The 26,007-nt window shown below is 49.6% G+C and carries 27 protein-coding genes; 18 read left to right on the top strand and 9 right to left on the bottom strand.

Features of this window, described 5'->3' with window-relative positions; genetic code table 11:
* Positions 1-6: 6 nt before the first annotated feature.
* Positions 7-1,245 (bottom strand): cytosine permease, encoded by a 1,239-nt coding sequence (gene codB, locus AC6R1A_RS16185; RefSeq protein ID WP_334551544.1) that lies wholly within the window; start codon positions 1,243-1,245, stop codon positions 7-9.
* Between codB and AC6R1A_RS16180 the strand changes: the two genes are divergently transcribed.
* Positions 1,232-1,621 (top strand): hypothetical protein, encoded by a 390-nt coding sequence (locus AC6R1A_RS16180; protein ID WP_500632644.1) that lies wholly within the window; start codon positions 1,232-1,234, stop codon positions 1,619-1,621. The two genes, codB and AC6R1A_RS16180, sit on opposite strands and share 14 nt — an antisense overlap.
* Before the next feature lie 192 nt (positions 1,622-1,813).
* On the opposite strand, the gene AC6R1A_RS16175 is transcribed toward AC6R1A_RS16180, so the two are convergent.
* Together AC6R1A_RS16175 and yjeH are read right to left on the bottom strand one after the other, a co-directional pair.
* On the bottom strand, positions 1,814-3,160 hold the full coding sequence (locus AC6R1A_RS16175) for a magnesium transporter (RefSeq protein ID WP_500632645.1): 1,347 nt from the start codon (positions 3,158-3,160) through the stop codon (positions 1,814-1,816).
* A 178-nt stretch (positions 3,161-3,338) separates the two neighbouring features.
* Positions 3,339-4,595: an L-methionine/branched-chain amino acid transporter gene (yjeH, locus tag AC6R1A_RS16170; RefSeq protein ID WP_500632646.1), complete on the bottom strand. Its 1,257-nt coding sequence runs from the start codon at positions 4,593-4,595 to the stop codon at positions 3,339-3,341.
* A gap of 182 nt (positions 4,596-4,777) precedes the next feature.
* Between yjeH and AC6R1A_RS16165 the strand changes: the two genes are divergently transcribed.
* From AC6R1A_RS16165 to yddG, 5 genes are all read left to right on the top strand, one after another.
* Positions 4,778-5,233 (top strand): Lrp/AsnC family transcriptional regulator, encoded by a 456-nt coding sequence (locus AC6R1A_RS16165; protein WP_334551550.1) that lies wholly within the window; start codon positions 4,778-4,780, stop codon positions 5,231-5,233.
* Positions 5,223-6,143 (top strand): LysR family transcriptional regulator, encoded by a 921-nt coding sequence (locus tag AC6R1A_RS16160; RefSeq protein ID WP_500632651.1) that lies wholly within the window; start codon positions 5,223-5,225, stop codon positions 6,141-6,143. Before AC6R1A_RS16165 ends, AC6R1A_RS16160 begins: the two co-directional genes overlap by 11 nt.
* A gap of 89 nt (positions 6,144-6,232) precedes the next feature.
* Positions 6,233-6,847: a LysE family translocator gene (locus tag AC6R1A_RS16155; protein ID WP_334551552.1), complete on the top strand. Its 615-nt coding sequence runs from the start codon at positions 6,233-6,235 to the stop codon at positions 6,845-6,847.
* Between the two features lie 125 nt (positions 6,848-6,972).
* A complete protein-coding gene (locus AC6R1A_RS16150; RefSeq protein WP_334551554.1) occupies positions 6,973-7,371 on the top strand; it encodes an OsmC family protein in 399 nt (132 codons plus the stop codon).
* 24 nt (positions 7,372-7,395) lie between these two features.
* On the top strand, positions 7,396-8,304 hold the full coding sequence (gene yddG / locus AC6R1A_RS16145; protein ID WP_500632652.1) for an aromatic amino acid DMT transporter YddG: 909 nt from the start codon (positions 7,396-7,398) through the stop codon (positions 8,302-8,304).
* Positions 8,305-8,308: 4 nt separating this feature from the next.
* Here the strand turns inward: yddG and AC6R1A_RS16140 are convergent, their stop codons facing one another.
* Positions 8,309-8,728 (bottom strand): L,D-transpeptidase family protein, encoded by a 420-nt coding sequence (locus AC6R1A_RS16140; RefSeq protein WP_334552188.1) that lies wholly within the window; start codon positions 8,726-8,728, stop codon positions 8,309-8,311.
* Between the two features lie 458 nt (positions 8,729-9,186).
* Here AC6R1A_RS16140 and kduI point away from each other — a divergent pair, with 458 nt between their 5' ends.
* The 7 genes from kduI to AC6R1A_RS16105 all read left to right on the top strand — a co-directional run bounded on the left by kduI (position 9,187) and on the right by AC6R1A_RS16105 (position 16,752).
* Positions 9,187-10,029, top strand: a complete 843-nt coding sequence (kduI, locus tag AC6R1A_RS16135; protein WP_500630009.1) for a 5-dehydro-4-deoxy-D-glucuronate isomerase — start codon at positions 9,187-9,189, stop codon at positions 10,027-10,029.
* Positions 10,030-10,074: 45 nt separating this feature from the next.
* Positions 10,075-11,058, top strand: a complete 984-nt coding sequence (locus tag AC6R1A_RS16130; RefSeq protein WP_334551556.1) for a TRAP transporter substrate-binding protein — start codon at positions 10,075-10,077, stop codon at positions 11,056-11,058.
* Positions 11,059-11,109: 51 nt separating this feature from the next.
* The gene (locus AC6R1A_RS16125; protein WP_500632647.1) at positions 11,110-11,649 is read left to right on the top strand and encodes a TRAP transporter small permease; all 540 of its coding nucleotides are present in this window, start codon (positions 11,110-11,112) and stop codon (positions 11,647-11,649) included.
* Position 11,650: 1 nt separating this feature from the next.
* A complete protein-coding gene (locus AC6R1A_RS16120; protein ID WP_334551560.1) occupies positions 11,651-12,958 on the top strand; it encodes a TRAP transporter large permease in 1,308 nt (435 codons plus the stop codon).
* A gap of 76 nt (positions 12,959-13,034) precedes the next feature.
* Entirely contained in the window at positions 13,035-13,805 is a 771-nt protein-coding gene (locus AC6R1A_RS16115; RefSeq protein ID WP_500632648.1) for an IclR family transcriptional regulator, read from the top strand.
* A 132-nt stretch (positions 13,806-13,937) separates the two neighbouring features.
* The gene (locus AC6R1A_RS16110) at positions 13,938-15,569 is read left to right on the top strand and encodes a methyl-accepting chemotaxis protein (RefSeq protein WP_500632649.1); all 1,632 of its coding nucleotides are present in this window, start codon (positions 13,938-13,940) and stop codon (positions 15,567-15,569) included.
* Between the two features lie 19 nt (positions 15,570-15,588).
* The gene (locus tag AC6R1A_RS16105) at positions 15,589-16,752 is read left to right on the top strand and encodes a transporter substrate-binding domain-containing protein (RefSeq protein WP_500632650.1); all 1,164 of its coding nucleotides are present in this window, start codon (positions 15,589-15,591) and stop codon (positions 16,750-16,752) included.
* Between the two features lie 31 nt (positions 16,753-16,783).
* Here the strand turns inward: AC6R1A_RS16105 and AC6R1A_RS16100 are convergent, their stop codons facing one another.
* On the bottom strand, positions 16,784-17,425 hold the full coding sequence (locus AC6R1A_RS16100; protein WP_487901619.1) for a helix-turn-helix transcriptional regulator: 642 nt from the start codon (positions 17,423-17,425) through the stop codon (positions 16,784-16,786).
* 518 nt (positions 17,426-17,943) lie between these two features.
* Here AC6R1A_RS16100 and AC6R1A_RS16095 point away from each other — a divergent pair.
* From AC6R1A_RS16095 to AC6R1A_RS16080, 4 genes are read left to right on the top strand one after another with little or no spacing between them, the layout of a single operon-like run.
* Positions 17,944-18,741: a hypothetical protein gene (locus AC6R1A_RS16095; protein ID WP_487901618.1), complete on the top strand. Its 798-nt coding sequence runs from the start codon at positions 17,944-17,946 to the stop codon at positions 18,739-18,741.
* A 23-nt stretch (positions 18,742-18,764) separates the two neighbouring features.
* On the top strand, positions 18,765-19,091 hold the full coding sequence (locus AC6R1A_RS16090; protein ID WP_334551568.1) for a carbon storage regulator: 327 nt from the start codon (positions 18,765-18,767) through the stop codon (positions 19,089-19,091).
* A 2-nt stretch (positions 19,092-19,093) separates the two neighbouring features.
* Positions 19,094-19,774 carry a C39 family peptidase gene (locus AC6R1A_RS16085; protein ID WP_500629981.1) on the top strand — a complete coding sequence of 227 codons (681 nt, stop codon included), beginning with the start codon at positions 19,094-19,096 and terminating at the stop codon, positions 19,772-19,774.
* Between the two features lie 16 nt (positions 19,775-19,790).
* On the top strand, positions 19,791-20,399 hold the full coding sequence (locus AC6R1A_RS16080; protein ID WP_500632044.1) for a hypothetical protein: 609 nt from the start codon (positions 19,791-19,793) through the stop codon (positions 20,397-20,399).
* Here the strand turns inward: AC6R1A_RS16080 and AC6R1A_RS16075 are convergent.
* A complete protein-coding gene (locus AC6R1A_RS16075) occupies positions 20,396-21,403 on the bottom strand; it encodes a transporter (RefSeq protein ID WP_487901615.1) in 1,008 nt (335 codons plus the stop codon). The genes AC6R1A_RS16080 and AC6R1A_RS16075 overlap by 4 nt on opposite strands.
* 182 nt (positions 21,404-21,585) lie before the next feature.
* Positions 21,586-22,500 carry a helix-turn-helix domain-containing protein gene (locus AC6R1A_RS16070; protein ID WP_500632956.1) on the bottom strand — a complete coding sequence of 305 codons (915 nt, stop codon included), beginning with the start codon at positions 22,498-22,500 and terminating at the stop codon, positions 21,586-21,588.
* A 195-nt stretch (positions 22,501-22,695) separates the two neighbouring features.
* Between AC6R1A_RS16070 and AC6R1A_RS16065 the strand changes: the two genes are divergently transcribed.
* Positions 22,696-23,883 carry a sugar efflux transporter gene (locus tag AC6R1A_RS16065; protein ID WP_500632957.1) on the top strand — a complete coding sequence of 396 codons (1,188 nt, stop codon included), beginning with the start codon at positions 22,696-22,698 and terminating at the stop codon, positions 23,881-23,883.
* Positions 23,884-23,945: 62 nt separating this feature from the next.
* Here the strand turns inward: AC6R1A_RS16065 and AC6R1A_RS16060 are convergent, their stop codons facing one another.
* Complete coding sequence (locus AC6R1A_RS16060; RefSeq protein WP_500632958.1) at positions 23,946-24,869, bottom strand: DMT family transporter; 924 nt, start codon at positions 24,867-24,869, stop codon at positions 23,946-23,948.
* Between the two features lie 93 nt (positions 24,870-24,962).
* On the bottom strand, positions 24,963-25,844 hold the full coding sequence (locus AC6R1A_RS16055; RefSeq protein WP_487901659.1) for a LysR family transcriptional regulator: 882 nt from the start codon (positions 25,842-25,844) through the stop codon (positions 24,963-24,965).
* Between the last annotated feature and the right edge of the window lie 163 nt (positions 25,845-26,007).

Below are 26,007 nucleotides of genomic sequence, written 5' to 3'. Positions count from 1 at the left end.
ATCTCCTTACGCAGTTTGCGTGGTCAGCGAAGATTTATTCAATAATGGGTTGAGTATGACATAGCATAACGCACCGCCCAATACTGCGTTGATCGGCACGACGCCCGGAATGAATTTACCCGCTAGCACACCAACGGCTACGGCAATAATGCCGGCCCAGTTAACACGTTTGAAGGTTGCATTGGCAAAGTCTTTGTAGCGTTTTCGATTGATGAGGTAGTCAGCAATCAACACGCCGCCGATAGGAGGAATCGCCGTTGATAGGAAGGTCAACCAACCGACAAAGTTGTTGTATAGCCACAGCGCAAAAATGGTGCCGACGACGCCATTGACGATCGACATTAAGGTACTTGAGCGGCCGGTAATGTTGGCAAAACCTAGGCCCGAAGCGTAAAGGGCGTTTTCGTTGGTGGTCCAGATGTTGAGACCTAAAACGATGATGGCAGGCAGTAACAGTCCTTGCGCGATCATCACGTCAGAAATATCCGCGTGGCCGGTCGCTGCAGCGCCAGCAGCACCGAAGATGAACATCAGTGAGTTTCCGATAAAGAACGCAATCATGGTGACAAGAACAGCGCCAGCGGGTTTTTTACCAAAGCGAACGAAATCAGCCGTCAACGTCCCCGCGCTGATGAAAGAACCGACCACCATTGCCAGTGCGATAGAGAAATCCATCGGCTCTTTGGGTGAAACCTGCATTAAGGCATCCACGCCGCCCACGCTGTCCACCGCCAGTGAAACCGAGTAGCTACCAAGAATAGCAATCGCAGGGACGGCGATGGCAGAGAGCACCATCAGCGCTTTGATGCCAAAGTAAACCGTTGCCGTCATCAATAAGCCCGATGCGAGGATCAGCAAGTTGACGTCTAACCCCGTCGCTTTTTGGACTGGAATAGCAAACATCGCCACACCCACGCCAAACCAACCGACTTGCGTACCGCCCAATAGCGCAGAAGGTAGCCAAGAGCCTTGTGTACCAAAGGAATAGCGAGCGAGGAGGTGAGTAGAGAGGCCGGTAGAGGCACCAATATAGCCAAGAATCGAGGTGTAGACACCGAGGATCAAATTACCGGCTAACACGGCAAGAAAGAAATCGTTGAACGTTAAGCCCGTACCCAAAGCGCCACCTGTCCACATACTGGCGGAGAAAAAGGTTAAACCAAGCATAACCATAGTGAGAGACGCAACCCCTTTGCGTGCGTTGCTCGGGACCGGTCCTAAGCTGTAGTTGTTGTCATCAGCCATTGTATTACCTCCGCAGAATGAGACTGTCTTTACCAGAATGTATTCGATTGCGGCGCGTATTATGGGGGTGTATTTTGCGCTGTCAATGCAAGTTGCGACTTGTAAAACGGTTGCTTGGATGTTTTTGATTGATTTGATCAATGAAAACAGTGCATTGCGTTTTTATTATTTTATGTTTTCTATTGGAATATTGATTATTCCAGGATTTGTATTGCTAATAATTGGGTGGGCGTTATTTGTATTTTGTATGGATTGGCGTGAAATAAAAAAAGAGCCAGAAACCGTGAGGATTCTGGCTGGTATTGGGTGTGAACAAATTGGGTTCACTAACAACGTCAGTTGGCTAGGTGACCCTAACGCTAGGGTCACTGTATAGATAGCAGGTTATGTGCCAACTTTAATATGCCCGCTGTATCAGGCTTTACGTTGAGATTGAGACTAAGAAAGAGTGGTTGGTTGCATATTGGCATTGCATATTGCAAATACACCAGCATATTGCGAACAGAGGATCAGATTGCGCACCTTGTAGGTGCGCGCGATCTGAGGTCATCTTATGTGCCGCTAGCGCTTAGAGCATGACGAGACTCGCTGTGCCGAGAAAGGCGAAAAAACCCACCACGTCAGTCACAGTTGTGAGGATGACGGAGCCTGCCAGTGCAGGGTCAAGTTTGAGTTTGTCGAGAACAATTGGGATCAGCACACCAAATAGAGCGGCGGTAATAATGTTGACGACGATCGCCAGCGCGATGGTGGCACCTAATATGACAGACTGAAACCACAGTCCGGCGAGTCCACCAATGATGACTGCCCACAGCAATCCGTTGATAGAGCCAATGCCCACTTCATTTTTCATTAGCGCCCAGCGGTTCCCCGCTGTGATCTGGTTGAGCGCCATCGCGCGGACCATCAGCGTTAACGTCTGGCTACCTGCGATGCCACCCATCGAGGCGACGATAGGCATTAAGACCGCCAGCGCAACCACTTGAGCAATCACATCTTCAAACAAGCCGATAGTGACTGAGGCAAGGATTGCCGTCATGAGATTGATGCCAAGCCAAACCCCACGCTTTTTCGAGCTGCGAATGATGGGCGCAAACAGGTCGTCCCCTTCATCCATACCGGTACCCGCCATTAGGCGCGCTTCGTAAATTTCACGTTGAGTACTGAGGGCAAAATGCCAATTCACTTCACCAATCAAGGTGTCATTGTCATCGGTCACTGGCATGGTTGAGAGTGAAGAGTGCTCCAACGCCTCGATACTTTCAGAAAGTTCTAGCTTGGCGTTTAAGGTGACAGGGTGCTCTAGCGCCAATGATTTAAGCCTGTCGCCCGGCTCGGCGCGCAGCAAATCGATATAGCGCACTATGCCTCGAAACTGTTTCTTCTTGTTGATCAGATAGATGTGCTCAGGGGCGTCATAGCTGTAGCGCTCCATCAAACCTTTCGCTTTCTCAACGGAAATGGTGAAGGGGAGCGTGACCACTTTTCGTTCGGCCCAACGACCAATCTGATCATCTTCATAGGCATTCGCTTGATCGTAAAGCTCAAGTTCATCTTTTTCGATCAGGCGTAGCGCTTCATTGATGATCTCCTCAGGGAGTGAGTCAGACCATTCAATCAGAGATAAGTTATCCAGTTTGGCGAGGGTTAATTTGAGTTCAACCTCAGACAGCTCTTTGATGATGGAGTGGCGAACTTCCGCACGCGCTTCGGTGAGTACTTCAATATGCAGTTCAAGGGGCAGGCTGCGCCAAAGTCGCACACGGTCATCAATGGGAAAGGCCTCGAGAATCAGCGCTACAGCGCCGGGCTCAAGTCCGTGTTCGATAGATTCGTTAAGAGTTGTGACCTGCTCACTGTCTTCACTGCGAAGCAGTTCGGCGATCAAAATAGAGAGATCTTGAAATTGGCTCACAGAGCACTCCAGCCGTTATTGTCCGTTTAAACGCTGTGTTCAAAGTACTCGAAAACGGCAGAAAAACAATACTCTATCTTGAAAAACCTAGCACACAAACCCAACAAAACGGGACATGTTGGGTTGAATGATTAGTTTTGCACCAATAACGTCGGTCAATCTCTCTCTTGTCCTGGTTTTAGGTGGCTTGCGGCGGCAGTTTACGCCATTTGTGCCAAGGGAGTGTGAGCACGGCAAAAATGGTCACGGCGTAAAACATCGACCAGCCTAAACAGAGAAACACAAGGCTACACAGCAGTAGCGCGACGCTCGCTAAGACTTTATCCACGCCGCGCAGCAGTTTGTAGGCCGCCAGCATCGCCAGTAGATAAACCAAAACAAAAATCCCGTTGGCGAGCTTAAGGAAAAACTCCAAGTTAAGGCCGGAAATTTCACCCACGACGCAAGAAAGCAGCAGCACAGCGCCAACGGCAATCGTTGCGTTTGCGGGCACGCCACGCACTGATAATCTAGCGAGCGCACTGTGTGGCGTGTAATCGCGCGCTTGCGACCAAACCATACGCGAGAGACTTTGAGTATAGAGATTGACGCTTGCAAAACAGGCCGCAAAGCCAATGATGCTGATGAGCCACTTGACGCTCGGACCAAACAGCTGAGCTGCCATCCACGGAATAGAGGTGCTTTCAAATTGCGCAGAGCCATACGCGCCCAATTTTAAAATTACGACCGAGCAAGCCCAATAGGTAAGGCCTGCGACTAAACAGCCAATCACAATTGCGATGGGAAAATCGCGCTCTGGGTTTTTAAACTCTTCCCCCATGTGGGCGAACGCTTCGATACCGACAAAGCACCAAAACATCACGCCGAGCGCCGCGCCAATCGGCAGCCAATCTTGTTGGCTCAAGGTGGGGAGCGTGATGTCATCGATCTTTAGATCACTTTGCCACCAAAACGCGACGACGAGGGCAAAGATCGCGAGCGCAATCACCGTTTGTAGACGGCCCGAAGATTTCGCCCCAGATAAGTTAACCAGCACGAGTAATAACACGGTGATCACTTGCGCAAGCAATGGGTCTTGAAGGCTAGTAGGAAGAATCTGTTCAAGAAAGCCCGCAGCCAACGCAATGGCGGCAGGTACACCGACAGGAATGACACTCAAAAACAGCCACGCGACACTTTTTTCAAGGCGGGGGCCAAACGCCATTCGCACAAAATAGGCGGTTCCGCCAGCGTTGGGGTAGCGTTTACCTAACTGGGCGAACGTGAGCGCAATGGGGCAGATGGCGATAAACAGCAGCAACCAAGCCCATAGCGACGCTTCAGCGGCAATGCCAGCCGCGATGGCGGGCACCATAAATAGCCCAGTGCCGAGTAATGTGGTCGAGAGTTGGCCGATGCCTGATAATAACGAGATTTCTTGTTTGAGTTGGTTCATGTCGCATCCTAGCGCGGGGTGATTGGCCAAGCTTAACCAATTGTGTCTATCTCGGCATCCATCAATGTGTCTCGCTTATCCGTCACTTTGACGTTTTTTCACGTATCGCCCGCCATTTTGTCATCTTTTCTTCCTGTTCGTTTTGTGTCAAATTGACCAAAGGGCAAGTATGAGAAAAAGAAATGGATAAATTCGATAATAAAATCATTACATTACTCAGAGGCAACGCTCGATTGTCTGTCAGTGAACTCGCCCGTCAGGTCAACTTGTCCCGCTCTGCTGTAACGGCGCGTATTCAGCGTTTAGAAGCGGAGCGAGTGATCCTCGGTTATCACGCAGAAATTGCTCAGCCAGACACCAGTAGCGCCAAAATCCAAGCCTATCTCGCACTTAAATTTGATACGACGAAAACCAGGCACTATTGCGATCATTACGCCCCGCGTATTTATCAGATTGAAGGGGTGAAGTGGTGTCATGCCATCAGTGGTGAAACGGACATGATGCTGTTTGTCGAAGTGGAGAGTATGGCGCAGCTATACCGGATTCGAGATGAGCTGTACACCATCCCAGAGCTACGCCATTTGGTGACGCATACCGTTTTAACTGAGTTCTTCAACACGCTTCATGATGCTCAATAATATCAACTTAAACTTGCTACGGGCGTTATCGGTGTTACTGGACGAGTGCCATGTCAGCCGCGCAGCAGAGCGTTTGCACATTACTCAATCTGCGGTAAGCCGTCAGTTAGCCCAGCTACGTACGCTATTTGATGATCCACTGCTGGTGAGAGACGGTAACCAATTGGTTCCAACCCCTCGTGCGCTGGTTATTAAGAAGCGCTTGGATCGGATGTTCTCTGAGGTGGATAATCTGTTGGCCGATGCGCCGTTTCAACCGCACAATTGGCGACAAGAGTTTGTGTTTTCCTCGAGTGATTATGTCGCGCAGTACATCGTACCTAGCGTGGTCTCGGTGCTGACCGATCAAGCCCCTAATTTGAATCTGACGTACAAGCTGTGGGACCCAGATTATTTGGACCAACTCCATACGAACGGTATTGATCTGGCGTCAACCATGCTCCCTCGTCAGCCAGAGTACGTCAGTTCCGTGCTGATCGGTGAAGACAAATCCGTTTTGTTGATGCGTCAAGGGCATCCGCTTGCCGATAAAGGTGCGGTATCGATGGAAGATATGCTGGCTTACCCACATTTGAAAGTCACAGGGGGCGGTGACAAGGACACCAGCACCGATGTGGTACTGAACTCGCTTGGTCACACACGACGCGTTGCCTTGAAAGTGCCGTTCTTTACCGCCGCAGTCAATGCTCTGCAAAGCAGCCACTACCTGATGGTGGTACCAGAACACATAGCGATTAACTTGTCGCGGGATGCGTTACTTCTTTATCGTCCTTTGCCTTTTGATACGGCCAGTCATCTCTATTGGTTGATTTGGCATCCCAAGTACGATCTTGATCCCGCTCATCAATGGATGAGAGAGGTTGTGCTGAGCGCTATGCGCACATCCCCTTACTCGATAGGTATGATATGAAATCATGATGCTTATGAAAAAGTTTGATTTCAAATCATAGCTAATCAGCATTATCGTTACGCCATTCACATGGATTAGGACACGTTTTCATGACCTTAACGATTTGGTTTTCACTTTTCACGATTTGTCTACTCGGTGCTATGTCTCCGGGGCCTAGTTTGGCCATGGTGGCAAAGCACAGTTTGGCGGGTGGGCGCATCAATGGATTTGCCGCCGCATGGGCGCACGCTTTTGGTATTGGCGTTTATGCGTTTATTACCTTAATTGGCTTAGCTGTGGTGTTGCAGCAATCACCCTTGCTATTCAAGGGGATTAGCTACGCCGGTGCCGCGTACCTTATCTACCTTGGCTACAATGCGCTGCGTTCTAAAGGTGGCGTAGCAGCAAGGCTGGAGTCGGGCGAGCCAACACCAGTGGCTCAATCGGCGCGAGAAGGGCTGCTGATTTCTCTGCTCAGCCCGAAAATTGCGCTGTTCTTCATCGCGCTGTTTAGCCAATTTGTCGCAGTCGGTGACACCTTTGCCGCGAAGTCGATCATCGTGCTTACACCGTTTGTGGTGGATGGGCTCTGGTATACCTTAATTACGTTTTTGCTCTCCAGTCCGAAGCTTATCGATAAAATTCGCTCTAAAGCCGTATTGATTGATAGACTATCAGGGTGTGTATTGATACTGCTCGCAGCGCGAGTTTTGCTGACCGTATAATCGCTAATCGCCGGTATCAGCATGCGCTGAAGCAATGAGCAGACAACAGAGCGCGAGTGAGTTTTTCACTGGCGCTTTTTACACACTGACGTTTTCGCAGTTTTTAAATGAGTAGAGAGACAATCATGCAAGCAGAAGTTAAGTGGATCGATGAGTTCAAGTTTTTAGGTCATTCCCAATCGGGCCACTCTGTCGTGATGGATGGCAATGGGGGAGCGAGCGCGCCAAGCCCAATGGAGATGGTGTTGATGGCAGCGGGGGGATGTAGCTCGGTTGACGTGGTCGATGGCCTCAAACAAGCCAACCAAGCGGTGAGCACTTGTGTCGCCAAGCTGACCACTGAGCGCCGTGACAGCGCGCCACGTATTTTTACCAAAGTGAATATCCATTTTGAGGTGTCTGGAGAGGCGCTTGATCCCCAAGTCGTGGCGCAAGTGGCGGCCGATTCACTGACAAAATATTGCTCAGTCTGCTTGATGCTCGGTGAGGGCGTTGAAATGACCCACAGTTGGGAAATCGTCTAAATCGTGTCCGTCGATCGATACACAATGGCCGGTATTGCGGCCATTCTTCTTTGGAGCAGCGTGACGGGATTAGCCCGCTTAGTCGCGGAGTCCTTTGGCCCGGTGGCGGGGGCCGCGGCGATGTACAGCGTGGCGTCGTTGTTTTTGCTGCTGGTGATGGGGCGGCCAAAGTGGCGCCAGTACTCTTGGCGGTATGTGCTCATTGGCGGAGGGCTGTTTGTCGCTTATGAGATTTGTCTCGCTTTAGCGCTGGGCATGGCCAACTCGCGCATGCAAGCGATTGAAATGTTGGTGATAAACTATCTTTGGCCAGCACTCACTGTACTGATGGCTCTGCTGTTGAGCCCGAAACGGGCCAGTTGGCTGGTGTACCCAAGTATTGCACTCGCGTTTGTTGGCGTGGCGTGGAGTATCACCGGCGATGCGGGTCTTTCTGTCAGCCAAATTGCAGCCAATGTCGCCACGAACCCAGCGACGTATTCGATGGCCTTCATCGGAGCCTTTTTATGGGCACTATATTGCAACCTAACCAAAACCCTGGCGCGAGGCCAAAACGCCATCACGTTGTTTTTTATTCTCACGGCGATCACCTTATGGATCAAAGCGGCACTGTTCACAGAGAACAGCGCTCTGCCTTTGAGTGAGGTGTTGACGATGGAATCTGGCGCGATTTTGTTACTTGCCGGCGTAACGATGGGGGCGGGGTATGCGCTGTGGAATTACGCGATTATTGGCGGCAACATGGTGTTTCTGGCGACCTTGTCGTACTTTACTCCCATCATCGCGACCGTTATCTCGTCATGGTTGCTGGGGGTGGCGATCACTCACAGTTTTCTTCAAGGAGTGGCGATGGTCACCATTGGCTCGTTGATTTGCTGGTGGGTGACTCGAGAAAAGCGCAAAACGCCGACACTGGAAGAGGTCAACTCTTAGCGGCTCACCAGTGGATGTCGATTGGGGTTCCCGTTTCCACTAGGCTGAGTAATTCATCCATTTCAGGGTTGCTGAGAGCGATGCATCCATTCGTCCAATCGAAACTCTGCACATAGTTGGCGGGCCTTTGCTCGCCATTTCTCAAACCGTGAATTTTAATGTCTCCGCCCGGCGACACATTCAACGCACTGGCGTATTCGAGATCCGCTTGGTTCGGATAACTGATGTGGATGGAACGGTAGAACTCAGAATCTTCCATAACGAAATCCAAGTAGTAGCGTCCTTCGGGCGTTTTTTGATCACCCTCTTGTGTTTTGTGTCCTTTGGGCGCTTTACCCAGGGCGATGCGAAACTCTCGAACCACTTCGTTGTTAGACAGTAGGTACATACGTCGTTTTGATTTATCGACTTGGATCAAATCCACTCGGGGTTGACTAAAGGCATCAGAGTCGGCGGCGAGGCTCTCAGGGCTTCCCCATACACTCGTAATAAAACAAAGCGCTGCAATCGTCAGCGTACGCTGTGGTAACCCCTTCAAAACCCTTCTCTCCAAGCTGCATCATTCTCAACCAAAGTAGTATAACGACAACCGCTGCCCAGTGCGATCCGCTTGTCTCTTTTGGGCTGCGCATTGCGCCTAAGTTCGGTCTTGAATGATAAATGATTGATATTAAAACAATGGTTCATAAAAATGAGATAAATTGTTTCAATGTCTAATTTTTAGCGTGTTTTTGGCAAAAAATGATGGCCAACATCACACAAAATTTCCCTTTAGAGGTTAGGTAGCGGGTGAAGATCTCAATTCGTTTTTGATTATATTTGAACGATATTGATCATATATGAATTAAAGATACACTTACTGCCAACACAAAGGAGAGAATGATGTTTACCAATTACAACAGCAATCCGCTCGATGCGAAGCACTACGATACGGATCGCTTACGCGCAGAATTCTTAAATGAACAGTTGTTTGCTGAAGACTCGATTACCTTGCTTTACAGCCATATCGATCGTGTGGTCGCACTGGGTGTGTGCCCTACGACTCAACCACTTTCTTTGGATGAGTACATCGATAATGGCGTATTCGGCACCGACTATTTCTTGCAGCGCCGCGAACTGGGCATGGTCAACTTGGGAGAAGGGGCGATTGAAGTCCACACCTCGGAAGAGATCTACCGACTTGAGCCGCTCGATGCCCTTTACCTAGGCAAAGGGGTACGCAATATCCGTTTCCACTCTGAAGAGAGTGCGCACAAACCGTATCTTTACTGCTTAAGTGCGCCTGCGCATCATGGCTACCCATCGCGTTTGATCACCCGTGAACAAGCGAAAGTGGTCGAGCTTGGCTCAAACGACACCGCTAACCTGCGAGTGATCAATCAATACTTGCACCCAGATGTGCTGCCGACCTGCCAACTGTGCATGGGCGTGACGCATCTTGCACCGGGCAGTGTATGGAACACTATGCCTGCGCACACTCACGAACGCCGTATGGAGGCTTACCTCTATTTCAACGTTCAACCGAATCAAGTGGTTTTCCATTTCATGGGAGAGCCGCAAGAAACACGACACATCGTCGTACGTGACAAACAGTTAGTGCTATCTCCGAGTTGGTCAATTCACTCAGGTTGTGGGACCAGCAACTACAGTTTTGTCTGGGGCATGTTGGGCGAAAACCAGACCTTTGATGACATGGATTTCGTGGACATGACCGCCATCCGATAACAACCAATAACGACATTACCCTACACATTGACAAGGACTACTGTGATGAAAAAAGTACTGAAAATGACGGCTCTATCTGCTTTGGTCAGCGTTGGCCTAGGCACCGTTTCTATGGCTCAAGCGGCAACTGAAATCAAAGCGGCGTTTAACCAGTCAGACAATCATCCGCAATACATCGCATTGCAAGAGTTTGGCAAAAAACTCAACGAGCAAACGGACGGCCGTTACAAACTGTCTATTTATCCAAATGAACTGCTTGGCGACCAACGTGCCGCACTTGAGTTGGTGCAAAATGGCGCGATTCAAATGGCGGTTGTCGCCAACCCACTGATTGAAAACTACGACGCGACCTACCGTGTGATTGGTATGCCGTATGTCTACTCTGGTCCAGCGCACCAAGAGGCGGTATTTACGTCGGGCGAGTTGGATGAGTTGTTTGCGTCCACCAAACGCTTTGGTTTTGAAGTCTTGACGGCGTACACCGCAGGCGCTCGCAGCATGTACACCAAGAATGCGCCGGTTGAAAACGTCTCGGACATGAAAGGCAACAAGATTCGTGTAATGCAGTCTGAAACCATGATTAAGATGCTGTCGTGCATGGGCGGTACGGGCGTACCTATGAGTCAAGGTGAAGTGTACACCGCGATTCAACAAGGCGTATTGGATGGCGCTGAAAACAACGAGATCACTTATGCGGATCTTAAGCAGTATGAAGTGGCACCTTACTTCTCATCAACCCGTCATTTGATGGTGCCCGATCTGGTTGTGGTGAGCAGCTACTTTGTGGATACGATGTCGAAAGAAGACCAAGCGACACTGCGCCGTCTAGCGAAAGAGAGCACGCCAGCGCAGTTTAAGCTTTGGAATGATCGTATCAGCACGGCAATGGAGACCGCGAAATCGCACGGAGCGACCTTCAATGAAGTCGATATCACGCCATTCCAAGAGAGCTGTCAACCGCTTCAGCAGGCGCTCACTGAGTCTCCTGCTCAGAAGAAGCTGTTCGAAAAAATCGCCGCTTTAAAATAAGTTCAAGAGCAAGGAGCCAGCGCGGTGCTGGCTCCTTGTCGGATCTTCATTATGCAAAAAACCGTATTTCAAACCTTGTTGTCAGCCGTGACAACCTTAAAACAGTGGGTGGACAAAGTACTGTCACTGTTTTTGATTCTGATTGTGGGCACCATGACCGCCTTGGTCACCTATCAGGTTGCCTCACGCTATCTATTCAATAGCCCAAGTGCGGTGAGTGAAGTGCTGTCGCGCTATCTCTTCATTTGGCTGATTTTATTTGGCAGTGCGTACGTCTTTGGCCTACGTGAGCATATGGCCATCACCTTTATCCGTGACAAATTCAATGACAAAGTGCGCGTGTTGGTGGAGATGTTCATCGAGTTGGTAACGGTCAGCTTTGCCTACGCGATCATGATCATCGGTGGTTACAACAGTGCAGTACGCCAAATGTGGCAGTTAGATTCGGCACTGCAAATCCCGATGGGTGTCATCTACGCGGCCATCCCGATTTCTGGAGGATTGATTCTCTTTTATTTCCTCTATAACGAATTGAATCTAATCCATCAATTCAAAGCTCTCAAACACAGCAAAGCTTCAAGCGAGGTGTAATATGGATATGGCTCTTACCGCCTCACTGGTGATGTTTGTTGGGGCGATCGTCTTGCTGATTATCGGTGCGCCGATTGCCATCAGTGTCGGCGCGGCCTCTTTTGCCGCGATGACGGTCATTCTTCCGTTTCAAGGGGCAATGACGACCTCAGCGCAGCGTATGTTCGTCGGGCTTGATTCCTTCGCGTTGCTCGCGATTCCGTTTTTCATTTTGGCCGGTAACATCATGAACAATGGTGGCATAGCAATACGGCTAATTAACTTTTCTAAAATCATCAGTGGCTTCTTTCCTGGTTCACTGGCGCAGACCAATGTGGTCTCCAACATGCTGTTTGGTTCAATCAGTGGCTCTGGCGTGGCATCCGCGGCGGCGGTTGGTGGCATCATGTCGCCGATTCAGAAAAAAGAGGGCTACGACCCAGCCTTTAGTACCGCGGTGAATATTGCTTCCGCGCCGACGGGAATGTTGATTCCACCCAGCAACACCTTGATTGTCTACGCGACGGTTGCCGGTAGCGTATCGGTCTCGGCGCTGTTTGTCGGTGGTTACGTGCCCGGTATTTTGTGGGGCTTGAGCGTAATGATCATCGCCGGCTTTATGGCAAAACGCCGTGGCTATATCGCCAAACACACCATGACGTTGAAAGAGTGTTTCTCCGTCACGATTCAAGCGGTGCCAAGCTTAACCTTGGTTCTGGTGGTGATTGGCGGTATTCTTGGCGGCGTATTTACCGCAACAGAAGCGTCGGCGATTGCCGTGGTCTATTCACTCTTTTTGACGTCGTGCTATCGTTCGTTGAAATTCAGTGAGTTGCCGCAGATTTTCCTCAGTACGGCGAAAATGTCAGCGATTGTGATTTTCATGTTGGCGACCTCGTCGATCATGTCTTGGGTCATGGCGTTTACCCAGATCCCCGGCATGATTGCAGACTCGCTGCTCTCATTGACTGACAACCCATTTATGATCTTGCTGATCATTAACTTGGTGTTGCTGTTTGTCGGCACCTTCATGGATCCGACGCCTGCGGTGCTTATCTTCACACCGATTTTCCTACCTATCTGTACTTCTCTGGGTATGGATCCGGTGCAATTTGGTATCTTGTTGGTGTTTAACTTATCGCTTGGCACCATTACGCCGCCGGTAGGGCCGATTCTGTTTACCGGTTGTAAGGTCAGTGGCATCAGCATTGATAGCGTGATTCGCACCTTGTTGCCATTCTTTGTGATGATCTTTGGTGTGTTGATGCTCGTCACCTACATTCCTGCGATTTCCTTGACGATTCCTCAGTGGATGGGATTGATCCGTTAATCAAGGCGTTAACCTACTTTAAAGGACCTAGATTGGCTGTCATACTGAGACTTCTCTATGGCAGCCTCTATTGATCATGAGCAACGTTAAAAAAACTGAATATCGCGCGCCCGCACTTGAGAAAGGGCTCGACATTTTGGAGCTTCTTGCCGCGTCTCCGGTGGCGCTGAGTAAAAAGCAAATTGCGGAAAAACTCGATCGCAGCGTCAGTGAAATTTTTCGTATGTTGTCGGTGCTAGTGGAGCGGCAGTACATTGAGCTCGACGCTGAACAATCGGCCTATTCGCTCAGCTTAAGAATGTTTGTGCTGTCCAACCAACATCCTCCCATTGCGCAGATGCTCAAGCGTGCGGTGCCTATGATGGAAGATCTGTGTTTGAAGGTGAACCAATCTTGCCACTTAAGCCAATACAAGCATGGTGAGCTCGTGGTGATCAGTGTGCAGGAAAGCCCTTATAAAATGGGCTTTGGCTTACGCTTAGGGGCAACGTTAGATATCTGCTCATCGGGCTCGGGCATCGTGCTGCTCAGTTTTACCGAGCAAGCTCAGCGCGACAAAATCCTTGCGCAAACCGATGCGACGTCCGCTGAAATTGAACACGCGTTAGCGAACATCGAGAAAACACAGCGAGACGGCTACTTCGTTGGCGCCAGTCCGCAAATTTCTGGCGTTACCAACATCAGCTATCCAATTTTTGGTGCTTTAGGCGAACTGATGGCAGTGATGACAGTACCTTACATGACCTTAAATTCGCGCACTGTTCATCATCACATCGAAGACATCGAGCAAACCCGTCAAGAACTGGCGCAGGTGGCCGCTCAATTGAGTATGCGTCTCAATAACTAAGTAGCCTTGACGCAACTGGTACAACTTGTGGGTTGTTTGCCCGTTATTTCCTATCACTTAGGTTGAGGGGGGTCACATTCTGAACTAACTTCAAATGAGTAGCTATCTACTCATTCGAGCTTAGGAGGGAGTATGCTCTCAGCCATGTCAAAAAGTATCCGTTTAAAACTATCTTCAGCACTGGGTTTGCTGGTGGTCTCACTGGTGGTGGTGTTTGTCACCTTTAGTACCATTTCCTCCGCACTCAATAATGGCCTAGGTTTGTTTGGTCAAACTTATATGCCTGCGCTGTCCGATATCCTCAACGCTGACCGAGATTTATACCAAGCCAGAGTGGCGCAAATGAGTTACATCACGGCCAATGGCACTGAGGATGATCTTGCTGATTTTGAAGAAAACGCACAGCAAGCACTGGATAGAATGAACAACTATCTCGGTTATATGCAAGAGGAGCAGGCAATATTGGCGAAGCTTAAAGGCTATCAGCAAGCCTTTGACCTCTGGAAAAGCTCCTCTCTTGAAGTGATTGCGCTGCGTGACAAAGGGGAGATACAACGGGCTTCCGAATTGCTCAGTGGTGATAACAGCGCGCACTTTTCCACGTTAAGAGATTTCTATGACGTCGCCGGTGAAGCGCTTGATGCACAAGCAAAGCAAACCGTCGATGTGCTCAATGCACGCATGGATGTGAATCACCGCAATCTTCTTCTTTTCGTCATTTTCGTCGGTGTGCTCTCGTCTGTACTGACATTCTTTGTCCCCAAACTATTGGTCGACGGTATGCGCCAATTGACTTCACGTGTGGGTGAAATCTCGCAAGGTGATGGGGATCTCACACAACGTATTGACTCTAAACGCAAAGACGAACTTGGGCTGCTGGCCGGTACCTTTGATACCTTTGTCAGCAAACTGCAGGGCATCATTATTGGTATTTACGATAACACCAATAATCTTAATCAGACGGCTGATGAACTCAACCAGAGCTACTCACAGGCGCAGGTGGTGAACGAAGAGATCAGTCGTGGTATCGATATGATCGCCACCGCTGTTAATCAGTTCAGCGTCTCCGTAAAAGAGGTAGCTGAGTATTCGGACAAAGCGGCAAGAATGTCGGAATCGACCGCGAAAGTGACGCAAGATGGTCAAGCCTTGATTGAGGGGTCGGTACGTGGCACGCATGAGTTGTCTGATGCGATTACCGATGCCAATAATGTTATCGAAAACCTGTCGACCGAATCGCAAAACATCGTCTCAGTATTGGATGTGATTCGTAACATCGCAGAGCAGACTAATCTGCTGGCGCTTAACGCAGCCATCGAAGCAGCACGAGCGGGTGAGCAAGGACGCGGCTTTGCCGTGGTAGCGGATGAAGTTCGCTCATTGGCAAGCAAAACCCAACAATCTACTGAGGAGATTCAGAAGATGATCGACTCCTTGCAGGTGGGTGTGCAAAACGCCGTGTCATCGATTCGCGTGGGGAATGATAAAGTACGCAGCTCAGTCGAAGCGGCGGAGAAAATTCAAACGCTCTTTACCGAGATTCATCAAGCCACCATTGATGTCAGTGACATGGCGACCCAAATTGCCGCCGCGACGGAGGAGCAAAGCACCACCTCTGAAGAGATCAACACTAACCTTGTCAGCCTCAATGATCAGAATCAGAGCAGCAAAGCCTTGTCGGAGCGTATCCATCAAGTCGCGCAAAATGTCATGGAGCTATCGAGCGGGCTGAGCCGTGACGTCAATCAGTTTGTGGTGAGATAACCCTTAAGCAAGGAGAGTGATGATGGCGCGTTTAGTCGCAGTGTGGTGGATTCTTTTGATGCCTTGGGTAAAGACATGGGCCAATCCTGTTGAGCTTTATACGGAAATTTCTAGACCTTATCAAAGCTTTGATAATGGCGAGCTACATGGCACTGTGGTGGATACGGTCAAGTGCATCTTAGAAAATATGGACATGGATTACCGTATCCAACTTTCACCGTGGAAGCGCGCCAGTCAGTCGTTGAAAACCGGCGGCGTGGATGGCTTTTTCTCTTCAACCTACAACTCAGAGCTCTCTGGTAATGCGACCTTGACGCACCCTTTAGTACTGGAAAAGTGGTATTGGGTCTACAGCGGTGACACCGTCAATTTTGACAAACTCGGCGTAGTGCATGGCAGTGCTCAAGATGCTTGGTTATCAGGCCAAACCATGTACACCCCCATCATCCGCGCCAAAGATTCGGCACAGTTGATCAACCTGCTACTGAAAAATCGCATCGAGGTGATCGCCATTGACCTGAATGCGTTCAACAGTGAAATTGCCTCCGGCTCTTACCCGATGGACCGAGTGTCGCAGCTTAACTCGCAGTTTTTGAAATTCTCTGCATTGGGTATTTACTTTAATAATGAGTTCGTAAACGAAAATGAAGGCTTCATGGCAAGGTTCAACAGCTATATTCCTGTCTGTTCGAGCGTATCCTACTCGTTGAGTGATAAGGAGGAGCAAGTGCTTAAGCAGTTCGCCACGCAAGATATTGTGCCTTTGGCGAAAAGCGTGTTGGTCAGTGATGCCGTCGCGGTAGCGAATAAAGATCCTCAACACAGGCAAATGAAAAACAATTTTGATGCCTTAATGGGCAATACGCTCTCACAACATCTGATTCAAGTTCAGCAACAGAGCCAAGAGATCTTCTCTGAGATCATGATTTTTGATGCTCAAGGCTATAACGTAGGGCAAAGTGTGGTGACATCAGACTTGTGGCAAGGCGATGAGCCCAAGTATTTGAGGCTCTTGAACGGCATCGACATGTTTATTGACGACATTCAGTACGATCCTTCGACCAATCTGTTTCAAACCCAAATCAGTGTTCCTATCCGCGACAGCCAAACAGGGCGATTTATCGGCGGTATGACGGTGGGCGTGAATCTGGAGCGATTCTTTCAAAACGATCAAGCAAAATGATTAAGTTCCAAGCTCAATCACACACATTGAATTAAAGCCCCGTGGCGTTTTGGACCGCTCGGACGACCTGCGCCGCCTCTTTTCGCTTGTGTACATGCAGCTTTTTATACAGTTTGTAGATGTGGCTTTTGACCGTACTTTCAGCGAGATAGAGTTGGTTGGCGATCTGCTGGTTAGATTTGCCATGATAGATTAAATCTAGAATCTGCTTCTCTCGGCAGGTCAAGTTGGCGTAGTAGTCGTGTTGGACGGTGTCCGGATCTCGATAGTGGAGCACGGTGCGTTCTAGGCATTTTCTGGGCAGCCACAATCCACCGGACAAAATGTATTTTACACTCTGTGTTAAGTGGTCGACCGAAGCGGATTGAAGGAGTAGGCCGCGCAAAAACTTCCAACGCACAAAGGTAAAATTTTGTGCCTCTTCCGGTACATTATGAACGAGCAAACCAAATCCGAGCAGCTCGAAGTCGGGCAGGGCGTCTTCGCGTAACATATCGTCTAAGTAGGCGTAATCCACCACGACCAGATCCACTTTGCGCTTACCGGAAAGCTCGACCAATTGCTCTGGCGCGCAACTCTCAACGCTGACATTCTTAATGGTTGAGAGCTGTTGTTGAATTAAGCTACTTTGCAAATTTTTTTGCGTCAGGAGCATCAGTGTATAGGTATCCATGGGTTTCCCATCCTGGCAACAAAATGAACGTCGAAAGCCTCTAAACATCGTCCTTTCAATAGGGGTAAGTATACGCCAGCGCCCAGTATGACTGCGTAAAATCATAAAGAGAGACTAGAAGCGGATTAGGACGGTGACCTTTAGTTTCAACATGATCGGCGGTATATAAACTAAGCGCTTAGTAGGGACGTTGTTTTGTGATTTTAAATCAGTAGGTTAACTTTGCTCTGACTTTATCTTTCATCATGACTGTATGAGCGTGCAAGACTGAAATTAGCCGTAAACACGTCATACTTTTTCCCTCCAAAATAGTCATCTTCTTTCATACTTCAGTCAGCAGTGTCTGATAAGATATTGTTTTTAAAGATTAAAAAAACAAGCAGTGATAAGTGTTCCCTAAATTGCTGGTGTCTGGCTTTAGACAGTCTTAGCGGTGAGACAATTCCAAATTGCGCACCCCCTATACTGAGCTTGCCTTAGGGCGAGGAACAATCAGTCAACTTAATGGAGTGCACATTATGAATCTTCAAAAAACCGGTATTGCTGTCGCGATGTCAGCGCTATTTGTGAGTGGTATTGCGTGGGCCGATAACAATAACAGTGACGACTTTCTAAGTCACAATACAGATTCAAGTAACAACTGGGACGACAGTGCCAACACCGTGACGCAAACGCAAACGGTGTATGACAATGATACCGACAACAGTGTGGCCAACAGTGGGAATACGGCGAATTTAGCCAGCGGCAACACCATGACGGACAACAGCGTTGACGATAGTGGTAACACAGCGACGTATACCGAAGCGAACACCGATACTGACAACAGTGTGGCCAATAGTGGAAATACGGCGAATTTAGCGAGTGGTAACACCATGACGGATAACAGTGTTGACGACAGTGGTAACACTGCTACGTATACCGAGGCGAATACTGATATCGACAACAGTGTTGACGATAGTGGTAATACTGCAACGGTCGCCAGTGGTAACACCAATTCCAGTACTAATGGCAGCTACAACGATGGCAGTGATAACAGTAATACTTGGAACAACAGTGCCAATACCTACACTAATACCTATGAGATTGATCTCGACTCCGACACGGTTGTGGCCAGCTCAACACTGGGCGGTAGCGTATCGGGTGTATCTGTCGTTTACGGTGCCGGTGGAAACAAAGGCCGTGTGAGCGTAGACAACATCAATCGTATGGATGGCTTTGGCAGTGCAGCGGGTATCGTGACTGTGGCGCAGAATGCGGGTTCAAACTCATTGATCCAACAGTCTGTATCCACTAACGCGTCTGTGTTTACCGATTAAGTTCGCACTCTAGGAGCAAAGCGATGCGTACAGCTCTATTCGTCCTGATGACGTTGGGCACGCTATCTGCTTATGCCGATGAGTTGATATTGGAACAACCGGGGCTGTCGGAGCAGCAACTCGACAGCTCCCGTGGAGGCCAATATCACATCGACATCGAGAGTGTGACTGCGTCGTCAGAGATAAATGGTATCAACGCAGGAAATGCGGTGACAAACAGTGTCACGGGGAACAACGTGATCGCGAGTAGTGCGCTCATGCACAGCTCAGGTATCACGAGCGTGGTCCAAAACACTGGCAATAATGTGTTGATACAAAACTCAACAGTTGTCAATTTAACACTGAAATGACCATGAAACTTTGGTGCGTAATTTTAGCTTGGGTAGGAGCGATGCTCTGTTCTTCTGCTCAAGCTCTCAATTTTCTCCCCCAGCGCGGAATGTACAGCGTGCCCGTAAAAAGCTACAAGGAGTTGCAGTTTGGTGACGTGCATCGTCAACAATACGATTTTAGTTGTGGCTCTGCGGCGCTGGCTTCCCTTCTGACTTACCACTACCAAACCCCTTCCGCCGAACAAGAGATATTTGAAGTGATGTTCTCAAATGGGGATCAAGCCCTCATTGAGCAACAAGGCTTTTCGTTGCTGGATATGAAGCAGTATCTTGACGCTCAAGGGCTGCGCGCAGATGGATTTCAGATCAGTTTGGAGAAAATGAAACAGGTAGGTGTCCCTGGGGTGACCTTAGTGAACTTTGACGGTTATCTTCACTTTGTGGTCATAAAGGGAATGAACCAACATTCTGTGATCTTAGGCGATCCTTCTCGTGGCACCATGATGATGAGCTTTGAAGAGTTTGAACAGTACTATCAAGGTGTTGTCCTGCTGATTCGCAATAAAGCGGAAGTGGGGAGGGCCTCGTTTATTACCGATGATCACTTCGCGGTTTATCATAGCGCACCATTAAGCACAGGGGTATCTCGAGAATCTCTCGGGGTATTTTCGATCACGTTACCAGAGGCCGGGGAATACTAGCCTTTAGGGCGACATTATGAAAACGGTAAAGGTGGTAATAGGAGTATTAGCCAGCATGGCGTCGATGTCCGTGTTTGCTGATGCCATTGATATACAGCAAGTTCAACTGACACCCATGAGTCAATCGAGATTGGCTCTGTATCGAGGAGGGTTTCAAATCAACAGAGACTACGTCATCAATATAGGCTTGAGTGTACGAAGCAGTGTTAATGGACAATCGGTCTTTAATACGCAAATCGCCAACTTGGTGTTTGAAAACGGTCAACTGCTCAAGCAGTCGGCGAACTATAAAGTCCGGCAAGCCAATCCAACGGACTCGTCGACTACAACGACTGCGGTGCCTGTCACCGATGTGGTGAATGTTGTTCAAGTAGGCGAAGGCAATCAGATTGCAGGAGATGTGAGTGTCAACCCAGCAGCGTTAGTCAATTCACTGGATGTGACCAACAGTACATCGGCGTCGATCACCTCAGCAAGCATCACTAATGTGATTCAAAATACACTCGATCACAGCGTGCTGGGGGTGGATACGATTGTCAATATTGACGCTCAAGTCAGCGGCTTAGTGCAACAGATTCGCAGTCGCACCAAGCTTCAAGATGCCTTATTGATCGGAGGATATTAGAAACTGAACGGCACCCTCACTGTCAGTTGGAAGTCGGGGGTGTCTTCGGTTAAGCCTGCCTGAGCGTTGACGTTCAATGACGATGTCTTTGAAAACGCGTAGTTGACACCAAAGTTGATCGAATCCAGTTGCAGTAGTTTTGCATCGTCCGCCTCTTCGCCATCCAGTGTGCTTTTCAATATCGTTTTGTGGCTCAAGCCGAGCGAAAACGACAGATCAGGATTGACTGAAAAGCCAATCCCCGCGCCTAATGAAAGGGTATCACCCAATTTTACGGCACTGCTGCTGTCCCCTACATTGACGTCATCTTCAAAATTGTAAATGTAGCTGAAACTGGTAAAGAGGACGGCAGGGTCGGTCGGATAGATCATCGAAAGGCTGGGCTCAATGCTCCAAAAACCGGATCCGGTTGGGACCTCTTTGTAGGTATTGGTGGTGTCGTCGATCTCGATGTCATAGGGCGACTTTCCGCTGTCTGATTTGACGCTTAGGCCGCCAATCCAGTAAGGCGTTGAGTCAACATTGAATTGATGGCGCAGCGCTAACTCCACATCGCCTAATCCCCCTCCATCTAGCGTGATATTGACCGTGTTGTCTTGCGCACCGTCTTGGATTGGGCGGGTAGAGATTTGATCGTTTCGATACACAAACGGTAAGCGCAGTTCCAACTCTGTTGTGTTGGTGAGTCCATAACGCGCACTCATCCCTGCGGTAATGGTGGTTCTGTCTGAATCACTCACCTCGATACGTCCAACAATCAGCGTCGGTAACACGGTATACCCAACCACAGAGACTTTATTGGATGAGTTTTGCGTGTAACTGAGTGAGGCGTCAAAAGTGAGTTTTCCTTTCGGTGTCAGTACGCCGGGTCGTGCGATCACATCGCCCACAGTTAACGGTCTAGCCGCCTCTTCTTGCGCGAATGTCGTGTTGGACAAGAGCAATGCGCTTAAGCAGGGTAGGGTCAAGGTTGTTAGGGAGAATTTCGTCAAGGGAAAGGACATCGGGTAAGCCTCTTCTATCCATAGGTACTTGATTAGATAGAACAGGGTGAGAGGCTCCGCTATGAACGAAAGTTTGTGTTGTGTCTCTTCTAAGCCCTGAGACGGTTAGAGGTGTCGTGTTGCAGGCAAAAGGAGGAGAGAGTGTTCATACTTTTTCGTCTGCGGTTAAGGCCAACAACATGCTAGGGAGAGGATTTTACCGTTAAGGGAGAGATAAACTGTTGGCGAAATTCGCTCGGCGTCATCGCCTTAACCCCTTTGAATTGACGGTTAAAGTTGGAGAGGTTTTTAAAGCCGGTACGCTCTGCAACAAGGGCGATCGGCAGACGAGTACTGGCTAGCAGCTCGCAGGCTTTGCCCACGCGATACTGCTTGAGATGCTCAGAGAAACTTACCCCATAGTGTTTTTCAAACAATCGATAGGCGGAGCTTTCACTTATGTGCAGTGTTTGACACAACGCGGCCATTGTGATGCTTTGTGCGTAGTGTTGCTCAATGTAATGCGTGGCCAGTTCAATGCGGCGATCCGTGTCGTGCTGGGAGGACAAAGGCTGAATGCGATATGGTGAAGTGCAGAGTTTGGTCGCCTTAAGATCGTCGGCAAGCGTGAGCAGCACGTCAATGACTTTGACCACTTGGTGATGGCGCGGCAGATGGATACACCCTTCCATGATATTGGCCACTTTCTGGGCAATCTCAGGGCTAAAATGCAGCCCGTGCGAAGCTTGGCTCAGCAAGCGAGAGAGGTGTCTCCCTTCGGGCACTAAGTGTTGCAGTTGATCCACCCAGTGCTGTGAGAACCAAATGATCACCGTGTGTTGCTCACTGTTCTCTGAGGCAACACTTTTGCCTGCGAGCATGTGGGGCAGTCCAGGCCCATAAAGCAGCAGAGTATGATCCACAATCTCGCCAATCGCATCACCGGCGTAATAGTTACCCTGAAACACTGAGTACGGATCGAGATAGAGCACCAACTCATACTCACTGTGATAGTGCCATGAGCAGGCGTACTGATCGTTGTGCTCTCGGCAACGAAATTCACGCACCAGCCAGTCAAAGCTAGGGGTTGTCAGTACATGCTCTTTAAATGGCTTCACAATGTTCTCCTTGGTTGGACACTAGCCTAGCTACATGACGCTTTTCTGTCAAAGAGTAGTATAAAGTTGAAGGAATAGTATCAAACCTGGCTCGAATACTACCATTATCGGCGGGGGATTGGCGTAGACTGACGGACATTGCTTGCGGCGTATTCGCTGTGTTCGTTCTCAATGTGTCTGGATGGGGAGTCCGCCATGTACCGGGATAAAACCGCACTCTATTTTATATTTACCACTTTTGTCACCGGCTTGTGCGGCGCGTTTTTCTATCCATTATCGAGTCTCTTCATTGTGCAAGAACTGGGTGCTTCACCATTGATGTTGAGCCTCTACATGGTGGTGGCGGTCAGCAGTTCGGTATGGGTCTCGTCGGCGATCGCCAAACGATCAGACAGCCATTGGAATCGCAAAACCATTTTAGTCGTCTCGTTAAGCAGCTACCTCATTACCGTGGCGAGCTTTACTGTGATTCGTAACTACTGGTTGGCGGTTGCTGTGGTCACACTGTTCGGCAGCGTCAGTGGCGCTTCGTTTGGTCAATTGTTCGCTCTTGGGCGTGAGTATGGTGACCGTCATGTCGACAACAGCACGCGTTTTGTTGCGACTATGCGAGCAGGACTAGCGATTGCGTGGGTGTTCGGCCCACCCGCAGCGTTTATGCTCAAAGCTCAGTTTGGCTTTAGCGCCTCGTTTGCGGTCTCGGCTGTGATCGTGGCCTTGGGTATTTGGGTGGTCGTCAAGCAGATCCCCTCGAATGTGGTGACGCAAGAGGAGCGCTCAGCAAGTCGCGTCAATAAACCTCTGGGTAAACGTGTGCTGTTGTACTGCGTGATCGTGGTGTGCGCTTTTTCAGCGAATAACCTCTACATCATCAGTATTCCGCTTTACCTCTCTCAAGAACTAGTGGTCGATGCCACTTGGCTTGGGCTATTGTTTGGGGCTGCGGCCGCCTTTGAGATTCCGGTGATGCTGGCCGCCGGCCGTATGGCGGACAAATTTGGTACGACAAGGGTGATGACGACCGCGGTTGTCTCTGGTGCGCTGTTCTATTTGGTGATGCTCGTAGAAACCCAATTTAGCGTGATGCTGTTTGCTCAATTGCTGAATGGTTTCTTTATTGGTATATGCGCGACCTTAGGTATGGTGGCATTGCAAGACATGATGAAGGATCGCCTCGGAACCGCATCGACGCTGTTTTCCAACATGCTGAACATCAGTACCCTTGTTTCGAGCCTCGCGGTGGGTGTGGTCGCCGAGCTGTATAACTATTACAGCGCGTTATATCTCTGTTTGGCGGGGGCCATCACTGCCGCCTTGTTGCTGGTGGTGTTTGAAATGATGAGTCACAAAGCAGAACCCGAGTGTCACGCGCCGAGCGCGTGATGTGGGGCGCTGGGTCAACGGCGCTGTCACCGTTGACCTTAAGGTTCGCCTCGATGAATCGGCTATTTCGCCCGTGTTGCCCCATTTCTTTTACGAAGAGGTGGCAGCATTTTCCGTCCAAACACATTGATCAAAGCGCCGGTAATGATCAATGTGCCGCCTAGGTAGGTCCATAGCGATGGCACTTCATTAAAGACCCAAACACCAATTAGGGTAGAAAAGACGATTTGCACGTAAGAGTACGCCGAGGCTTTGCCTGCTTCTTGGGTTTGCATTGCTTTCGTCAAACCGTATTGGCCAATTTGGGTGAAAATGCCCACCAGGACCAACATGCACAGGATTGGCAAGCTTGGCCAAACGACGTTATCGCCCATCAGTAGTAAAGAGGTAGGTAGGGCGACCAATGGGAAATAGAAAATGATCACTGAGCTGTCTTCGGTTTGGCTCAATTTACGAACGATGACGTAAGCAATCGAACTGCCAAACGCGCCGCCGAGCGCGAGCATCACACTAAGTGGAGGCAGTTCATGGTGAACACTGTCACTGAAGTTGGGTTGCATCATCACGGCAAGCCCGGTTAAACAGAGAGCGATGCACACTACGGTGGCGCTTTGAATGCGCTCCTTTAAAAACAGCACGCCAAGCAGCGCGGTGAACACCGGGTGTACGTATTGCAAGATGGTCGCTTCCGCAAGGGGAAGCGTGGTGACCGAATAGTAGACACACATCAACGCGAAGGTGCCCACGGCGCCGCGAACGAGGAGCAATTTACGATTGTGTCCCCATACCGAGAGGCGCTTACGCTTCACATCCAGATAGCTGATGATGAGTGACACCAATGCCCTCGATGCAACAATCTCAAACACAGGAATACCGTGCTCACTGACGTACTTGACGCTTGCCGACATCAGAGCAAAGCCCAGTGCAGACAAGAGCATAAATCGAACCCCAACGGGGATAAGGTAGGTTGGCGTATTGACGTTCATAGCAGTAAATGGCTCAAGGGGAGCTTGAGCTGACTTCTCATTATTATTCGCAATAGCCTCGCATCATACGCCAAGCCTTGCTGGGTAGATAGGTTAGATTGTGGATGACAGTTCTTGATGGGCAAAATCGATCAGCGCGCGGACTTTACGTGGAATTTCATGCCCGGCTAGATAGATGGCGTACATCGAACGTGTGCCGAGGTCGTAATCGTCCAGTACCCGAACCAAACGCCCACTTTTGATGCCAGCGTGAGTGACAAAATCGGGGCACAAAGCGATACCCATCCCTTGCTCTGCCCACTCTTGTGCCACGCGCGCACTGTTGACTTTAAGTTGGCTGCGCGGTTTGAAGTCACTCTGGACGCCCTCTCGCGTAAATGTCCAACGTTGGTAACCTTGCCGATTGGTGTCAATAATCAACCGATGTTGCGCTAAATCGTCGATGCTAATCGGCGTGCCGTGGGCGGCCAAATACTCCGCAGAGGCCACTAACTGGCTGTGAATAATGCCTAACTTACGGCCACGAACGGAAGCGTTGTCGGGCAGGCCGATGCGAAAAGCAAGATCAAATCCCTCCATCGCTAGATCAACGAAATCATCGGTTAAGCGCAGGTCGAGTTCAATCTCTGGATGAAGCAAGGCAAAGCGGCGCAGTAGATCTTGCAGGTAGAGTTCACCAAAGGTGATGGGGGCGGAGATTTTGAGTGGCCCAGAGAGTTGTTGATGACTGCGACCGACTTGCTCGAACAGTTCGTCAAATTCGGCGAGAAGACGTGGCGCTTGCTCGAGTAGGCGCAACCCCGCACTGGTGACACTGACATTGCGTGTCGTGCGTTGCAACAGGCGGGCGCCGACCTGCGCTTCCAATTGAGCCACATATTTGGAGGTGAGTCGGTTAGAGATGCCAAGCCTTTGCGCCGCTGCGGTAAACGATCCCGTTTGCGCGGTGGCGACAAAGGCTCTAAGTCCATCCATTTTATCCACGGGTATCCTCCTAAGATCAATCGAAATTACGAACAAAATATAGATAATTATTCCACATAATCTACATAGTGTTCATTATTTATTTTGCGCATACTGAGTTCATCCGCTCCTACTTACAAGGGAGCATCTCCAGCGAATACTATGAGGCACAACA

Source organism: Vibrio sp. R10-SG3-ISO3 (genome assembly GCF_059834225.1).
This window is presented reverse-complemented; position numbering and strand designations above follow the sequence as displayed.

Excerpts from the sequence above, each read along its gene's own strand:
- codB (WP_334551544.1), bottom strand. The coding sequence starts at position 1,245 with ATGGCTGATGACAACAACTACAGCTTAGGACCGGTCCCGAGCAACGCA.
- yjeH (WP_500632646.1), bottom strand. The coding sequence starts at position 4,595 with ATGAACCAACTCAAACAAGAAATCTCGTTATTATCAGGCATCGGCCAA.
- AC6R1A_RS16165 (WP_334551550.1), top strand. The coding sequence starts at position 4,778 with ATGGATAAATTCGATAATAAAATCATTACATTACTCAGAGGCAACGCT.
- AC6R1A_RS16160 (WP_500632651.1), top strand. The coding sequence starts at position 5,223 with ATGCTCAATAATATCAACTTAAACTTGCTACGGGCGTTATCGGTGTTA.
- AC6R1A_RS16155 (WP_334551552.1), top strand. The coding sequence starts at position 6,233 with ATGACCTTAACGATTTGGTTTTCACTTTTCACGATTTGTCTACTCGGT.
- AC6R1A_RS16150 (WP_334551554.1), top strand. The coding sequence starts at position 6,973 with ATGCAAGCAGAAGTTAAGTGGATCGATGAGTTCAAGTTTTTAGGTCAT.
- yddG (WP_500632652.1), top strand. The coding sequence starts at position 7,396 with ATGGCCGGTATTGCGGCCATTCTTCTTTGGAGCAGCGTGACGGGATTA.
- kduI (WP_500630009.1), top strand. The coding sequence starts at position 9,187 with ATGTTTACCAATTACAACAGCAATCCGCTCGATGCGAAGCACTACGAT.
- AC6R1A_RS16130 (WP_334551556.1), top strand. The coding sequence starts at position 10,075 with ATGAAAAAAGTACTGAAAATGACGGCTCTATCTGCTTTGGTCAGCGTT.
- AC6R1A_RS16125 (WP_500632647.1), top strand. The coding sequence starts at position 11,110 with ATGCAAAAAACCGTATTTCAAACCTTGTTGTCAGCCGTGACAACCTTA.
- AC6R1A_RS16120 (WP_334551560.1), top strand. The coding sequence starts at position 11,651 with ATGGATATGGCTCTTACCGCCTCACTGGTGATGTTTGTTGGGGCGATC.
- AC6R1A_RS16115 (WP_500632648.1), top strand. The coding sequence starts at position 13,035 with ATGAGCAACGTTAAAAAAACTGAATATCGCGCGCCCGCACTTGAGAAA.
- AC6R1A_RS16110 (WP_500632649.1), top strand. The coding sequence starts at position 13,938 with ATGCTCTCAGCCATGTCAAAAAGTATCCGTTTAAAACTATCTTCAGCA.
- AC6R1A_RS16105 (WP_500632650.1), top strand. The coding sequence starts at position 15,589 with ATGATGGCGCGTTTAGTCGCAGTGTGGTGGATTCTTTTGATGCCTTGG.
- AC6R1A_RS16100 (WP_487901619.1), bottom strand. The coding sequence starts at position 17,425 with ATGGATACCTATACACTGATGCTCCTGACGCAAAAAAATTTGCAAAGT.
- AC6R1A_RS16095 (WP_487901618.1), top strand. The coding sequence starts at position 17,944 with ATGAATCTTCAAAAAACCGGTATTGCTGTCGCGATGTCAGCGCTATTT.
- AC6R1A_RS16090 (WP_334551568.1), top strand. The coding sequence starts at position 18,765 with ATGCGTACAGCTCTATTCGTCCTGATGACGTTGGGCACGCTATCTGCT.
- AC6R1A_RS16085 (WP_500629981.1), top strand. The coding sequence starts at position 19,094 with ATGAAACTTTGGTGCGTAATTTTAGCTTGGGTAGGAGCGATGCTCTGT.
- AC6R1A_RS16080 (WP_500632044.1), top strand. The coding sequence starts at position 19,791 with ATGAAAACGGTAAAGGTGGTAATAGGAGTATTAGCCAGCATGGCGTCG.
- AC6R1A_RS16075 (WP_487901615.1), bottom strand. The coding sequence starts at position 21,403 with ATGTCCTTTCCCTTGACGAAATTCTCCCTAACAACCTTGACCCTACCC.
- AC6R1A_RS16065 (WP_500632957.1), top strand. The coding sequence starts at position 22,696 with ATGTACCGGGATAAAACCGCACTCTATTTTATATTTACCACTTTTGTC.
- AC6R1A_RS16060 (WP_500632958.1), bottom strand. The coding sequence starts at position 24,869 with ATGAACGTCAATACGCCAACCTACCTTATCCCCGTTGGGGTTCGATTT.
- AC6R1A_RS16055 (WP_487901659.1), bottom strand. The coding sequence starts at position 25,844 with ATGGATGGACTTAGAGCCTTTGTCGCCACCGCGCAAACGGGATCGTTT.